This window comes from Streptomyces fildesensis, from assembly GCF_016107395.1.
Classification (GTDB): Bacteria; Actinomycetota; Actinomycetes; order Streptomycetales; family Streptomycetaceae; genus Actinacidiphila; species Actinacidiphila fildesensis.
The window spans coordinates 1-14,011 of record NZ_JAAIKO010000031.1 but is presented as its reverse complement, the minus strand read 5'-3'; the positions used below and the strand labels follow the sequence as shown (position 1 = coordinate 14,011).

Annotated in this window: 10 protein-coding genes and 4 tRNA genes; 6 read left to right on the top strand and 8 right to left on the bottom strand. The window is 69.8% G+C overall.

From position 1 onward, the window contains the following. Nucleotides 1-120: 120 nt before the first annotated feature. On the top strand, nucleotides 121-1,188 hold the full coding sequence (purM, locus tag C6N31_RS29780) for a phosphoribosylformylglycinamidine cyclo-ligase (RefSeq protein ID WP_138355817.1): 1,068 nt from the start codon (nucleotides 121-123) through the stop codon (nucleotides 1,186-1,188). 109 nt (nucleotides 1,189-1,297) lie between these two features. On the opposite strand, the gene C6N31_RS29775 is transcribed toward purM, so the two are convergent. Both C6N31_RS29775 and C6N31_RS29770 read right to left on the bottom strand, forming a co-directional pair. Next, nucleotides 1,298-1,555, bottom strand: a complete 258-nt coding sequence (locus C6N31_RS29775) for a DUF3073 domain-containing protein (protein ID WP_138355816.1) — start codon at nucleotides 1,553-1,555, stop codon at nucleotides 1,298-1,300. A gap of 378 nt (nucleotides 1,556-1,933) precedes the next feature. Next, entirely contained in the window at nucleotides 1,934-3,046 is a 1,113-nt protein-coding gene (locus tag C6N31_RS29770) for a Leu/Phe/Val dehydrogenase (protein ID WP_138355815.1), read from the bottom strand. Between the two features lie 386 nt (nucleotides 3,047-3,432). Between C6N31_RS29770 and C6N31_RS29765 the strand changes: the two genes are divergently transcribed. After that, a complete protein-coding gene (locus C6N31_RS29765) occupies nucleotides 3,433-4,278 on the top strand; it encodes a DUF8083 family protein (RefSeq protein WP_138355814.1) in 846 nt (281 codons plus the stop codon). Nucleotides 4,279-4,758: 480 nt separating this feature from the next. Next, entirely contained in the window at nucleotides 4,759-4,965 is a 207-nt protein-coding gene (bldC, locus tag C6N31_RS29760) for a developmental transcriptional regulator BldC (RefSeq protein WP_003949541.1), read from the top strand. A gap of 438 nt (nucleotides 4,966-5,403) precedes the next feature. On the opposite strand, the gene C6N31_RS44295 is transcribed toward bldC, so the two are convergent. From C6N31_RS44295 to C6N31_RS29735, 6 genes are all read right to left on the bottom strand, one after another. Beyond that, the gene (locus C6N31_RS44295; protein ID WP_232485820.1) at nucleotides 5,404-5,586 is read right to left on the bottom strand and encodes a DUF6274 family protein; all 183 of its coding nucleotides are present in this window, start codon (nucleotides 5,584-5,586) and stop codon (nucleotides 5,404-5,406) included. A 140-nt stretch (nucleotides 5,587-5,726) separates the two neighbouring features. Then, nucleotides 5,727-5,801: transfer RNA gene (locus C6N31_RS29755), tRNA-Asp, on the bottom strand. Between the two features lie 161 nt (nucleotides 5,802-5,962). After that, nucleotides 5,963-9,922, bottom strand: coding sequence for an ATP-dependent RNA helicase HrpA (gene hrpA, locus C6N31_RS29750; RefSeq protein ID WP_198358594.1), 3,960 nt, complete (start codon nucleotides 9,920-9,922; stop codon nucleotides 5,963-5,965). A 313-nt stretch (nucleotides 9,923-10,235) separates the two neighbouring features. Further along, nucleotides 10,236-10,309, bottom strand: a tRNA-Phe gene (locus C6N31_RS29745). Nucleotides 10,310-10,313: 4 nt separating this feature from the next. Beyond that, nucleotides 10,314-10,388 (bottom strand) — tRNA-Asp (locus C6N31_RS29740). 38 nt (nucleotides 10,389-10,426) lie between these two features. Beyond that, nucleotides 10,427-10,499, bottom strand: a tRNA-Glu gene (locus tag C6N31_RS29735). Between the two features lie 219 nt (nucleotides 10,500-10,718). On the opposite strand from C6N31_RS29735, the gene C6N31_RS29730 reads away from it, so the two are divergent. The 3 genes from C6N31_RS29730 to C6N31_RS29720 all read left to right on the top strand — a co-directional run. Then, on the top strand, nucleotides 10,719-11,069 hold the full coding sequence (locus C6N31_RS29730; protein ID WP_187145304.1) for a metallopeptidase family protein: 351 nt from the start codon (nucleotides 10,719-10,721) through the stop codon (nucleotides 11,067-11,069). Nucleotides 11,070-11,199: 130 nt separating this feature from the next. Beyond that, nucleotides 11,200-11,670 (top strand): hypothetical protein, encoded by a 471-nt coding sequence (locus tag C6N31_RS29725; protein WP_138355810.1) that lies wholly within the window; start codon nucleotides 11,200-11,202, stop codon nucleotides 11,668-11,670. Nucleotides 11,671-12,001: 331 nt separating this feature from the next. Further along, the coding region (locus C6N31_RS29720) for a DEAD/DEAH box helicase (RefSeq protein ID WP_232485818.1) at nucleotides 12,002-14,011 on the top strand (2,010 nt) is incomplete at its 3' end.

Genomic DNA, 14,011 nt, shown 5'->3' with positions numbered 1-14,011 from the left:
CAAACTCGGACTACTGCCGTGACGCTCCACCCCGGGAGCCGGCGCCCGTGAAACCGGCTCCCCTGATCGCCGCCCCGGCGATCGCACCGCATCTACTCGACGACGTGAAAGTTCCCAGCCATGCCTGAGAATACCGGCGCCAGCTACGCCTCCGCCGGCGTGGACATCGAAGCGGGCGACCGCGCTGTGGGCCTGATGAAGCAGTGGGTCAAGAAGGCCACCCGGCCCGAGGTCGTGGGCGGCCTCGGCGGGTTCGCCGGACTCTTCGACGCCTCCGCGCTCAAGCGCTACGAGCGGCCGCTGCTCGCCTCCGCCACGGACGGCGTCGGCACGAAGGTCGACATCGCCCGCCGGATGGGCGTCTACGACACGATCGGCCACGACCTGGTCGGCATGGTCGTGGACGACCTGGTCGTGTGCGGCGCCGAGCCGCTCTTCATGACCGACTACATCTGCGTCGGCAAGGTCTACCCGGAGCGGGTCGCGGCGATCGTCAAGGGCATCGCCGAGGGCTGTGTCCTGGCCGGCTGCGCGCTGGTCGGCGGCGAGACCGCCGAGCACCCGGGCCTGCTGGGCCCGGACGACTTCGACGTCGCGGGCGCCGGTACCGGTGTGGTCGAGGCCGACGAGGTGCTGGGCGCGGATCGTATCCGTTCGGGTGACGCGGTGATCGCGATCGAGTCGTCGGGACTTCACTCCAACGGGTACTCGCTGGTGCGCCACGTCTTCTTCGACCGGGCCGGCTGGGAGCTGGACCGGGACGTTCCGGAGTTCGGCCGGACCCTCGGCGAGGAGCTGCTGGAGCCGACCAAGATCTACTCGCTGGACTGCCTGGCGCTCACCCGGCTCGCCCCGGTGCACGCGTTCTCGCACATCACCGGCGGCGGTCTGGCCAACAACCTGGGCCGCGTGATCCCGGACCACCTGCACGCCACCGTCGACCGTTCGACCTGGCGGCCGGACCCGGTCTTCACCACCGTCGGTGAGCTGGGCGGGGTGGAGCGGCTGGAGCTGGAGAAGACGCTGAACATGGGCGTCGGCATGATCGCCGTCGTGCCGCAGGACTCGGTGGATGTGGCGCTCGCCACTCTCGCCGACCGCGGTGTGGAGGCATGGGTGAGTGGCGAGGTCGTCGAACGCGGTGACCACGCCGAGGCCGTGACCCTGACCGGCGACTACGCGAAGTAGCCAGGTCCGGGCGCCTGGGGTCTGTCCAGCGGACAGGCCCTAGGCACCATGGGCCATGACGAAACCCGGTCCGGGGCGGGCCCCGGACCGGGTCTGTAGAAGTGCAGCGTCAAGAGTGACGACGTTGCGGCGAGGGCTCGGAGTCCTCGTCGTCGTCATCATCGTTGTAACGACTCGCGTACTGTGCGTACGGATCGTCGTCGTCGTTCTCGTCGTCATCGTCCACAACAGGCTCCGGCGGAAGTACCGGAAGTGGTGACGATGCGCCCAGCTCGTCGGCCAGACGTGTCAGATCTGTACCGCCGCTGTTGTACTTCAGCTGGCGGGCGACCTTCGTCTGCTTGGCCTTGGCCCGGCCGCGCCCCATGGCTCGACCCCCTCAACGGCGGGGCTCGATGGCCCCGAGTCTTGACACGCGTTCATGAATCGGAGCGGTCTCTCCGGGGAGGGACCGGTCCGTAGGCCCTCAACGGTACCTGCTTCCGGAGCCGCACGGTACGTCGCCCGCACGACGCGCGTCGGAGCGGGAGCCGAAGTGGGCCCTGTCCTGGCTGGTCAGCCGTGATTTTACCCGGTTCTAGCGCGAACTTGCTATCGCGTCGTGCGTTCGGTCACCCACCGCGTCAGCGGGTGGACCACCGGGCCGTTCCGGGGGAGATCACCGGGCGGTCGCCTGCCCTCGGACAGGCGGCCGCCCGCCGCACACCAGGTGAGCGGCGGGTGACCGGCGGGTAAGTGGCTGAAATCAGCCTGCCTCGGGACGCAGCCAGTCGGCGGCCGGGGTCCGGTCCGCGATGCGCTGCTCGGCGAGCCGGTCCGCGGCGGCGGCCGGCGGAATGCCGTCGGTCCGCGCGCGGTCGAAAATGGCGGCGGTGGTGTCGAAAATCTTCGTCGCCTTGGCCTTGGCCCGGTCGAAGTCGAAGCCGTGCAGCTCATCCGCGACCTGGATCACGCCACCGGCGTTCACCACGTAGTCGGGCGCGTAGAGGATCCCGCGGTCGGCGAGGTCCTTCTCGACGCCCGGGTGGGCGAGCTGGTTGTTGGCCGCGCCGCACACGATGGTGGCGGTGAGGGCCGGCACGGTCTCGTCGTTCAGCGCGCCGCCGAGCGCGCAGGGCGCGTAGACGTCGAGCGGGGTCCGGATCAGGACATCGGCGTCGGAGACGGCGCTGATCTGCGGGTGGCGGGCGCGGATCCGGTCGACGGCGTCGGCGCGGACGTCGGTGATCACGACCTCGGCACCGTCCTCGATCAGGTGCTCCACCAGGTGGTGGCCGACCTTGCCGACGCCGGCGATGCCGACCCGGCGGCCGCGCAGCGTGGGCTCGCCCCACTGGCTGCGGGCGGCGGCCCGCATGCCCTGGAAGACACCGAAGGCGGTCAGCACGGAGGAGTCGCCGGCGCCGCCGTTCTCGGGGGAGCGGCCGGTCGTCCAGCGGTTCTCGCGGGCGACGACGTCCATGTCGGCCACGTAGGTGCCGACATCGCAGGCGGTGACGTAACGGCCGCCGAGCGAGGCCACGAAACGGCCGTAGGCGAGCAGGAGTTCTTCGCTCTTGATCGCTTCCGGATCACCGATGATCACGGCCTTGCCGCCACCGTGGTCGAGGCCGGCCAGAGCGTTCTTGTACGACATGCCGCGGGAGAGGTTGAGGGCGTCGAGCGCGGCCTCTTCGTCGGTCGCGTAGTCGTAGAAGCGGGTACCGCCGAGGGCCGGGCCCAGAGCGGTGGAGTGGAGCGCGATGACGGCCTTGAGGCCGCTGGCACGGTCCTGGCAGAAGACGACTTGCTCGTGTCCGCCCTGTTCCGACCGGAACAGTTTGGAGACGACGCTGGAAGTCTGAAGAACGTCGGTCACGGTGGTGACTCCTGCAGTCCAGAGGTTGCCCTCCGTGCGGGTGGGGAGGGCCGGTTGGCGCAAGCGTATTGCCCGCAGGCGGCCCGTACGGCCGTAGGGCCCGGCCGGGTGATCGCCAACGGCCTCCGCTGCGCACGGTACGTCCTCCCGAGCACCGCTCCGGGCCGCGCCGTAGCGGGCCGCGGCCGCCGGAAGGCACTCTGAGGGAACGCGGAAAGAGCGCGGAAAAAAGTGGACGAGGGTGTTCCGGAGCTGTGCGGAACGACATTCCGGAGGACCCCTCGGCCGGCGCCGGCCCCCCGGACGGGCACAGTGCTGTGGATCACCCCCACCGCGGGCCGGAGCGTGGGACGATTCGGGTGAGAGCCGGTCACGAGGGAGCGGGTGTGGGCTTGTCGTCGGTGCTGGTCCCGTACGCGGCGTATCTGCGGGTCTACGAGCCGCTGGCGGCGTTCCCCGAGCCCGAACGCACCCACTGGTACCGGTATGCGGCCGCGGGCGAGGTGCGGACCGCACAGGACGAGCTGCGGCAGTCGCTGGCCGACCTGCTGCCGGTCCCGCCGGTGGCCGTCCCGGTGCACGAGAGCCGCGACGCCTTCGTGGCCGTCGTCAACGGCGTGACGCACATCTGCCCCTGGCGTACCCGGCTGCGCGGCTGGCTGGCGCTGGACGCCCTCTCCGAGCAGCTTCCGGAGATCGTGCTGGACGCCGTGCTGCCCGCCGTGGTGCGCGCGCAGGCCGAGGCGGACCACGAGGCATGGCGGGAGCGCAACCCGGACGCCCGGCCGTGGATCCGCTCAGCGACCTGGCACGTACCGGTCCGCTGGTTCGCCCTGTTCGGCGATGACGAGCGGGAGTACGAGCCGGCCGGGCTCGGCGAGTCCAAGGAGCCGCTGATGCGGTACCGGACGCCGATGGTGCAGGCCCGCCGCCGGGTGGCGCGCGGGCTGCGGGTGCTCAAGGACGCGCTGGAGGAAGGCCCGCTGATCGACGGCCTGATCGACGTGGGCCGCTGGCTCGAGGAGTTCCACCCGCGTTCCATGGTCGAGCTGGACTACGGCGGCCTGGTGCACGCGATCCCCGAGGCGGATCTCGCGGAGGACCGGTCGGCCGCCGATGTGGCCGAGGGTCTGGCCGCGCTCAAGGACGGGTCGGGAGCGGCCGCCTCCGAGGCGTACGAGCGGCTCACCGAGCGCTGGCGGACCATCCGCGAACTGCAGTTCGCGAGCTGACGCCGGCGGCTGCCGACGCGCCGCCGGAGGGCCGGGGACGTTGGTCCCGATCCGGGCCATTGGCTCAAGCGTGACGGAGAGCACGTAACTGGACTCTTGCGGACATCCCTACCGGTCGTGCCAATATGGGACAACGAGTCCTGGAAGAGCTTATTCCGTCCAGCAATGGGCGGGTTGTCCGGTATTGCATATCTTGAGGGTGGGGATGGGGCTGGTGATCCAGCTGTGACTGATCGTCACTCTGGAGTGACTGTCCGTTATGGCATGGTCCATCGGCTTCCGTAGAGCTTGAACCCCTGAGAGGGCAATTCCATCGGTTTGGCCGACGAGGCTGGACGGATGGTGTAGTTGTAGTGCCGAGGACAAGCCGTTCGTCCTATTACCGACTCGGCCCGCGTCCGCCATTTCGGGCAACACGGGTCAAGGTGCAGAATTTAGAGGAAGAACCGCGCTGGTTCGGTTCTCTCGAGGAGGCCGCTCATGACCGCTCGCACCCCTGATGCCGAGCCGCTGCTGACCCCCGCTGAGGTCGCCACGATGTTCCGCGTGGACCCGAAGACGGTCACACGGTGGGCCAAGGCTGGGAAGCTCACGTCCATCCGCACGCTCGGCGGGCACCGCCGCTACCGCGAGGCGGAGGTCCGCGCACTTCTGGCGGGCATTCCGCAGCAGCGCAGCGAGGCCTGACTAGCCCTTACATGCCCTTTAGGGCCGTCTTATGGGGCCCCCACCCCATAAGTCACCTGCTCCACCAGCTCCACGGGCTCCCTGCCCCCATCGGGGACGCCACAAGGACACAGAAGGTCGCATCGGACTCCGCCGGGTCCGATGCGATCTTTTTTGTGCTCCCAGGGGCCCTTGGGGGGCGCCACGAGGCCACTGAGGGGGCGTTGCGGGACGTTGCGGGGCTTTCGCGGGCAGTTGCGCCGGGCGGCGCGGCCGGCCGTACGCGCGCCTCTGTGGGGTCTGCTGTGGAGTCTTGTGGGCATCTTGCGCGGACCTGTCGGTGCCGACCGATGCGCATCGCGGGCAGATCGGGCACAGGTGCAATTGCACATATTAAATTGACACCCCCCAGAAGGGGGTCGAGTTCCCCACGTCTTGGAAATCTTTGGGTGACGCCCGTCACATGCACGGGTCTTGTGGCTGCTCAGATCCTTGCGGTAATGGGGAATCGGGCTTCAGAAGCGCAAGCCGCAGCAGGCGGTGGCAGGTGACGCAGTGTCGGGTGAGGTGCCTGGTCCCTGAAGCGGCCGCCAGGTGGGCGCGCAGGAGCGCCCTCGTCTCGTGCCTGGGAGTCGGCGTCATACCGAAGGCGTACCGGCGGCCGCCAGGACCCGTCAAGACGGCGCACAGCCCCGGCCGCCGGGCGGGGCACGGGGAGCGGCACGGGCCGCCGGCAACGCGAAAGGCCCGGATCCACAAGGGATCCGGGCCTTTCGATGATGCGGTCCTGACGGGATTTGAACCCGCGGCCTCCACCTTGACAGGGTGGCGAGCACTCCAAACTGCTCCACAGGACCAGGCTTTGCCGCGCTGAACCTTCCTGCGCTGCGAGAGAGACTGTACAGCAGGTCAGGGGGTGGGGTCGAACCCGTTCGGCGGCACGGCCGCGGACCGGCCAACGGCCCCTCGCGGACCGTCCCCCGGGACCGGCCCGCGCCGGCCCCCGCACCCGGAGCCGTCAGCCCCAGGCCTCGTCCAGCACCTTGAAGATCCGCTTGTCGGAGACCGGCTGCGAGGTGCCCAGCGCGTGCGCGAAGTAGCTCACCCGTAGCTCCTCGATCAGCCAGCGAATGTCCCGAACCTTGTCCGGAACCGGGCGCCCGGCCGGCCGGGACGCCAGCAGCTCCGCGTACTCGCGCTGGATCTCCAGCACCTTCTCCATGCGCATGGTGTCCCGCTGGACGTTCGTGGGCATCTGCTGGAGCCGGCGGTCGACCGCCACCAGGTACCGCATGAGGTCCGGGAGCCGCCGCAGCCCGGTGGCCGTGACGAAGCCGGCCGGCACGAGGGCCGCCAGCTGCTCCCTGACGTCCGTGAGGTTGGCGACCAGTACCAGGCTCGTGGTGCCCTTCAGACGGCGCTCACAGGCCTGCCAGGCGGCCAGCACCTGCTGGACCCGGGCCACCGTCTTCACGGTCACGTCGACCAGGTCGGTGCGCACCTTGTCGAAGAGCTTGCGGAACGATTCCTCGTCCCAGGCCGGCCCGCCGTGGTCGGCGATCAGCTTGTCGGCGGCGGCGGTCACACAGTCGTCGAAGAGCGCCTGGATGCTGCCGTGCGGATTGCGCGAGAGCGCCAGCTTGGCCTCGTTGTTCAGCTGGCCCTGCGCGAACTTCGACGGGTTCGAGGGGATGTTGAGCAGGATCAGCCGGCGGGTGCCGCGCCACATCGCCGCGCTCTGCTCGGCCTCGGTGTCGAAGAGCCGCACGGCGACGCTCGCGCCCTCGTCGACCAGCGCGGGGAACGCCTTCACGGGCTGACCGCCGCGCCGGGTCTCGAAGGTGCGCGGCAGGCTCCCGATGGTCCACTGCGTCAGGCCGGTGCGCTGCTCGATGCCGATGGCGTCGGCGGCCTTGGAGATCACCTCACGCGTCTTCGGCTTCAGCCGCAGCGTGAGCGCCTCCAGGTCCTTGTCCTCGGCGAGCTTGCGGCCGCGCTCGTCGGTCACCCGGAAGGTGATCTTGAGGTGGTCGGGGACCTTGCCGAGGTCGAAGTCCTCGACGTCCATCCGGACGCCGACCATCCGCTGCAGCTCGCGGGCGAGGGTGTCGGGCAGCGGCTCCTGGACGGGCACCACCCGGTCCAGGAACGCCTTCGCGTAGTTCGGCGCGGGGACGTAGTGCCGGCGGATCGGCTTGGGGAGCGACCGGATCAGTTCGGTGACGACCTCTTCGCGCAGGCCCGGGATCTGCCAGTCGAAGCCGTCGGGGACGACCTGGTTGAGCACCTGGAGCGGGATGTGGACGGTCACGCCGTCCGCGTCCGCGCCCGGCTCGAACTGGTACGTCACCTTGAACTTGAGCCGGCCCTGGCGCCAGGAGTCCGGGTAGTCGTCCTTGGTGACGGTCTGGGCCGCCTCGTTGATCAGCATCGACTGCTCGAAGTTGAGCAGTTCGGGTTCGTCCCGGCGCTTCTGCTTCCACCAGGAGTCGAAGTGGGCGCCGGATACGACGTCTTGTGGCAGCTTCTGATCGTAGAAGTCGAAGAGCGTCTCGTCGTCGACCATGATGTCCCGGCGGCGGGCCCGGTGTTCGAGCTCCTCGACCTCACCGAGCAGCTTGCGGTTGTCGTGGAAGAACTGGTGATGGGTGCGCCAGTCGCCCTCGACCAGCGCGTTACGGATGAACAGATCCCGCGAGACCTCTGCGTCGATCCGTCCGTAATTCACCTTGCGCTGCGCGACGATCGGCACGCCGTACAGCGTCACCCGCTCGAACGCCATCACCGCGGCTTGATCTTTTTCCCAGTGGGGCTCGCTGTAGGTGCGCTTCACCAGGTGCTGCGCGAGCGGCTCGACCCACTCCGGCTCGATCTTCGCGTTGACCCGCGCCCACAGCCGCGAGGTCTCCACCAGCTCGGCCGACATGATCCAGCGCGGCGGCTTCTTGAACAGCGCCGAACCGGGGAAGATCGCGAACTTGGCGCTGCGGGCGCCCAGATACTCGTTCTTGTCGGTGTCCTTCAGCCCGAGGTGCGACAGCAGCCCGGCGAGGAGCGAGGTGTGCAGCCGCTGCGAGTCGGGAGCGGCGTCGCTCTCCTTCTCCTCCAGATGGATGCCCATGGTCTTGGCGACCGAGCGCAGCTGGCTGTAGATGTCCTGCCACTCGCGGATCCGCAGATAGTTCAGGAACTCCGACCGGCACATCCGGCGGAAGGCCGAGGACGACAGCTCCTTCTGCTGCTCGCGCACATAGCGCCACAGGTTCAGATACGCCAGGAAGTCGCTGGTCTCGTCGGCGAACCGGCGGTGCTTCTCGTCCGACTGCTGCTTCTTCTCCGCGGGCCGCTCACGCGGGTCCTGGATCGACAGCGCTGCCGCGATCACCATGACCTCACGGACACAGCCGTTGCGGTCGGCCTCCAGCACCATCCTGGCGAGCCGCGGGTCGACCGGCAGCTGGGCCAGCTTGCGGCCCAGCGGCGTCAGCCGCTTCTGGTGGTCCTTCTCCTTCGGGTCGAGCGCGCCGAGCTCCTCCAGGAGCTGGACGCCGTCCTTGATGTGACGGCTGTCCGGCGGGTCGATGAAGGGGAACTTGGCGATGTCGCCCAGCCCGGCCGCCGTCATCTGGAGGATGACGGACGCAAGGTTGGTGCGCAGGATCTCCGCGTCGGTGAACTCCGGGCGGGACTCGAAGTCCTCCTCGGAGTACAGCCGTACGCAGATGCCGTCCGAGGTACGCCCGCAACGGCCCTTGCGCTGGTTGGCGCTGGCCTGCGAGATCGCCTCGATCGGCAGCCGCTGGACCTTGGTGCGGTGGCTGTAGCGGGAGATACGGGCATTGCCCGGGTCGATCACGTACCGGATGCCGGGCACGGTCAGGGACGTCTCGGCGACGTTCGTGGCCAGCACGATGCGGCGGCCGGCGTGCTTCTGGAACACCCGGTGCTGCTCGGCCGAGGAGAGCCGCGCGTACAGCGGCAGCACCTCGGTGGAGCGCAGGTTCAGCTTGTTGAGGGCGTCCGCGGTGTCGCGGATCTCCCGTTCGCCGGAGAGGAAGACCAGGATGTCGCCCGGGCCCTCGCGCTGGAGCTCCTCCGCCGCGTCGCAGATCGCGGTGACCTGGTCGCGGTCGTCGTCATCGCCCTCTTCGGCGAGCAGCGGCCGGTAGCGGACCTCCACGGGGAACGTCCGCCCGCTCACCTCGACGACCGGGGCGTCCCCGAAGTGCCGGGAGAAGCGCGCCGGGTCGATGGTGGCCGAGGTGATGATCACCTTGAGGTCGGGGCGGCGGGGGAGCAGTTGGGCGAGGTAGCCCAGGATGAAGTCGATGTTGAGGCTGCGCTCGTGCGCCTCGTCGATGATGATCGTGTCGTACTGCAGCAGCTCGCGGTCGGTCTGGATCTCCGCGAGCATGATGCCGTCGGTCATCAGCTTGACCAGGGTGCGGTCGCCGACCTGGTCGGTGAAGCGGACCTTCCAGCCGACGGCCTCGCCGAGCGGGGTGTCCAGCTCCTCCGCGATCCGGTCCGCGACGGTACGGGCGGCGATCCGGCGGGGCTGCGTATGGCCGATCAGGCCCCGCACCCCGCGCCCCAGTTCCAGACAGATCTTGGGGATCTGGGTGGTCTTGCCCGAGCCGGTCTCACCCGCGACGATCACGACCTGGTGATCGCGGACGGCCGCCAGGATCTCGTCCTTCTTCTGGCTGACCGGCAGCTGCTCGGGGTAGCTGATCTTCGGCACGGCGGCGCGCCGGCGTTCCACACGCGCCTCGCCCTGCTCGATCTGGCCGGCGATCTCCGCCAGCACCGCCGCGCGGGCTTCGGTCTTGCGGATCCGGCGGGCGCCTTCAAGACGGCGGCCGAGCCGCACTTCGTCGCGGAGCGACAGTGCGGAGAGACGGGATCCCAGGTCGGCGAGGGTGGCGGGGCCGGGCTGGCCGGCGGCACTGGAGGCGGAAGCAGGCTGCGTAGACATACGGCCCCCAGGATCTCACCCGGCCGGAAGAGTCCGCGAATCATTTCGCCGCGGTGCCAGCGGGGCTCGACCCGTACCGGACCGGGAGCGGCGCGCGGCCGGGGCGGGAGATCCGCCAAAAGTCGTTGAATCCGGGCCTGAATGGCGGGGGATCGACGGGGGTGCGGGGCGGGGCTCCGGTGCGGGGGAGTGTGACGCATCGGACACCGGCGAAGAGCTGGGCGGGGGAGTTCCGAGCGGAGGAGTTCTGCTGGGGAAGTTCTGCTGGGGAACGACGAAGGCCCCGTCCGGAGACGGGGCCTTCGTCGTGCGGTGGCTGGGGCCGGGGTCGAACCGGCGACCTACCGCTTTTCAGGCGGTCGCTCGTACCAACTGAGCTACCCAGCCGCAGCGGTCCTGACGGGATTTGAACCCGCGGCCTCCACCTTGACAGGGTGGCGAGCACTCCAAACTGCTCCACAGGACCTAGCTATGTGTAAGACGAGTCTCACACACGGTAAAGCGTACCCCCAACGGGATTCGAACCCGTGCTACCGCCTTGAAAGGGCGGCGTCCTGGGCCACTAGACGATGAGGGCTAATTGGCCCGCCTTGGGCGCTTGTCGGCGCCGTCGGGGACGAGAGAAGCATATGGGATGCCGCCGGGTATCGCCAAAACGGTTTACCGGCCGGTCGCGGGGGCGGTCGGGGCCGGGTGCGGGGTGGGGTGAGGGGTGGGGTGAAGGGTGGGCCGAGGGGGCGCCCGGAAGTGAGCCGTACGCCGGGGGAAAGTGCCGCCCATGACCGACAATGGGCGGGTGCTGGAGATGACGCGTGAGGAGTTCGAGGAACTGGTCGGCGAAGCGCTCGACCGGATTCCGGCCGAGCTGACACGGCTGATGGACAACGTCGCCGTATTCGTCGAGGACGAGCCCGACCCCAAGGACCCCGATCTGCTCGGCCTCTATGAGGGGACACCCCTGACCGAGCGCGGTGAGTGGTACGCCGGGGTCCTGCCGGACCGGATCACGATCTACCGGGGGCCGACGCTGCGGATGTGCGACAACCGCGCGGACGTGGTCGCGGAGACCGAGGTGACGGTCGTTCACGAGATCGCCCACCACTTCGGCATCGACGACGAGCGGCTGCACGCGCTCGGCTACGGGTGAGGTGACGGGCGGGCCGCACGCGCTCGGCCATGGGGTGACGTGACGGGCCGGGCGTGTCCTGGGGGGTGGCACGGGCGTTGGGCACCAGAGACCCTGCCCGCCGCGTCCTGACTCCCCGAGGTGCATGCACGTGCCCCCTTCCTCCTCCCGCGCCGCCGCGCGGACCGCCGGAGCCCTACTCGCCGCCACCGCCGTCCTGCTGACGGCCGGCTGTATGAGCACCGGGGACTCGCGGGACGATCCGCGGCCGCAGGGGGTCTCACCGTCGGCGCGGGTCGGCGCGGGGCCCGATGGAACGCTGCCGGACGGCACCAGGGTGGTGCCGGGCGGGCACAAGGCCAAGCCGAACGGGTCGCCGTCCGCGTCCGCCTCCGCCGGCGGGGTGCCGCCGGTGGGCGGTGCCCCCGCCGCCGTGAAGCCGGCACCGTCCCCGGGAGCGGGCAAGCCGTCCGCCGGGCCGGGCGGTGCCACCCCCACCACGCCGGCGTCCAGCCCCACGCCTTCCGCCACGGTTTCGGCGACCACCGAGCCTCCGGCTCCGCCCGCGTCGACGCCCGCCTCGCCGTCGGAGTCACCCGTCGAATCGGCCCCAGCGGCGTAACCGGCCCATCCAGCGCATCCAGCGCATCCAGCGCATCCAGCGCATCCAGCGCATCCAGTGCATCCGGTGTAACCGGCATCACTCGCCGGCCCCGGTGAATCCGCCGTATCCGGTGTAAAGTAGGTGGCCTAGCAGCGTGCTCCCGGCCCGATTGGTCAATCGGGCCGGAGATGCGTATGCTGGTAGATCGTTTGATCCTAATGCCCGGCGCCGAATCCGAAGAGCGCCGCGTGGCGCGTTCCTTTTCTCCAGGCTGCTGACCGCATTGAGGCGGTTGTATGCGAACCCCGGAGCTGGCGCGTGCCGAGTCTCCGAGAGGTTCAGCTTTAGCATGCCCATTAACACCGCCGACCGTACCGCCATGCCCATGGACGACTCCGTGGCTGACGACACCACGATCGACACCACGGCCGAGATCACCGCCGTCGAGTCCACCGAGACCGACGCCGTCGAGGCCGACACCACCACCGACTTCACCGTCACCGAGGACGACGCGGCCGCCGAGGCCGTAGTCGCCGGTGACGACGCTTCCGCCGAAGAGGTTTCCGCCGAGGCCGAAGAGGCCGAGGAAGAGGAATACACCGGCGTCACCTTCGGAGAACTGGGTCTCGCCGAGGGCATCGTCCGCAAGCTCGCGCAGAACGGCGTCACCAAGCCGTTCCCGATCCAGGCCGCGACCATCCCGGACGCCCTGGCCGGCAAGGACATCCTCGGCCGTGGCCGTACCGGCTCCGGCAAGACGCTCTCCTTCGGCCTGCCGCTGCTGTCGCTGCTCGCCGGCGGCCACACCGAGAAGAAGCGCCCGCGCGGCATCATCCTGACGCCGACCCGTGAGCTCGCCATGCAGGTCGCCGACGCGCTGCAGCCGTACGGCGACGTTCTCGGCCTCAAGATGAAGGTCGTCTGCGGCGGTACCTCGATGTCCAACCAGATCTACGCGCTGGAGCGCGGTGTCGACATCCTCGTCGCCACCCCGGGCCGGCTGCGCGACCTGATGAACCGTGGCGCCGCTTCGCTCGACAAGATCCAGATCGCGGTCCTCGACGAGGCCGACCAGATGGCCGACATGGGCTTCCTGCCCGAGGTCACCGAGATCCTCGACCAGGTTCCGGTCGGCGGCCAGCGTCTGCTGTTCTCCGCCACCCTGGAGAACGAGATCGACTCGCTGGTCAAGCGCTACCTGAAGGACCCGGTCACGCACGAGGTCGACGCGGCGCAGGGCGCGGTCACCACCATGACCCACCACGTGCTCGTCGTGAAGCCGAAGGACAAGGCGCCGGTCACGGCCGCCATCGCAGCCCGCAAGGGCCGCACGATCATCTTCGTCCGTACCCAGATGGGTGCCGACCGCGTCGCCGAGCAGCTCCTCGAGTCGGGCGTCAAGGCCGACGCGCTGCACGGCGGTATGACGCAGGGCGCGCGTACCCGCGTGCTGGAGGACTTCAAGGGCGGTCTCGTCAACGTCCTCGTCGCGACCGACGTGGCCGCGCGCGGTATCCACGTGGACGGCGTCGGCCTGGTGCTGAACGTCGACCCGGCCGCCGACCACAAGGACTACCTGCACCGCTCGGGCCGTACCGCCCGTGCCGGTGAGTCCGGCACGGTCGTGTCGCTGGCGCTTCCGCACCAGCGCAAGACCATCTTCCGTCTGATGGAGGACGCGGGCGTCGACGCCTCGCGCCACATCATCGGCGGCTCGGGCGTCTTCGACGAGGAGGTCGCCACGATCACCGGCGCCCGCTCGATGACCGACGTCCAGGCCGACTCCGTACAGAACGCCGCGGCGCAGGCCGAGCGTGAGGTCGCCGAGATGACCCGCGAGCTGGAGAAGCTGCAGCGCCGGGCCACCGAGCTGCGCGAGGAGGCCGACCGCCTCACCATGCGCTCGGCCCGCGAGCGTGGCGAGGACCCGGAAGAGGCCGTCGCCGCCAAGGCCCTGGAGATCGCCGAGGCCGCGGCTGCCGAGGCAGTCCGGATCGCGGCCATTCCGGTCCAGCCCGAGCCGCAGCGCCGTGACGACCGGGGCAACTACGGCCGTCGTGACGACCGTCAGGGCTCCGGTGGCTACCAGGGCCGCGACCGCCGTGACGAGCGCCCCTCCGGTGGCCGTTCGTTCGAGCGTCGTGACGACCGTCCGTCCGGTGGTTTCCGCTCCGGCGGCGACCGCCCGACCGGTGGCCGTTCGTTCGAGCGTCGTGACGACCGTCCGTCCTCCGGTGGTTTCCGCTCCGGCGGCGACCGTCCCACCGGCGGCCGTTCCTTCGAGCGCCGCGACGAGCGCCCGTCCTCCGGTGGCTACCAGGGCCGCGACCGCCGTGACGAGCGCCCCTCCGGTGGCCGT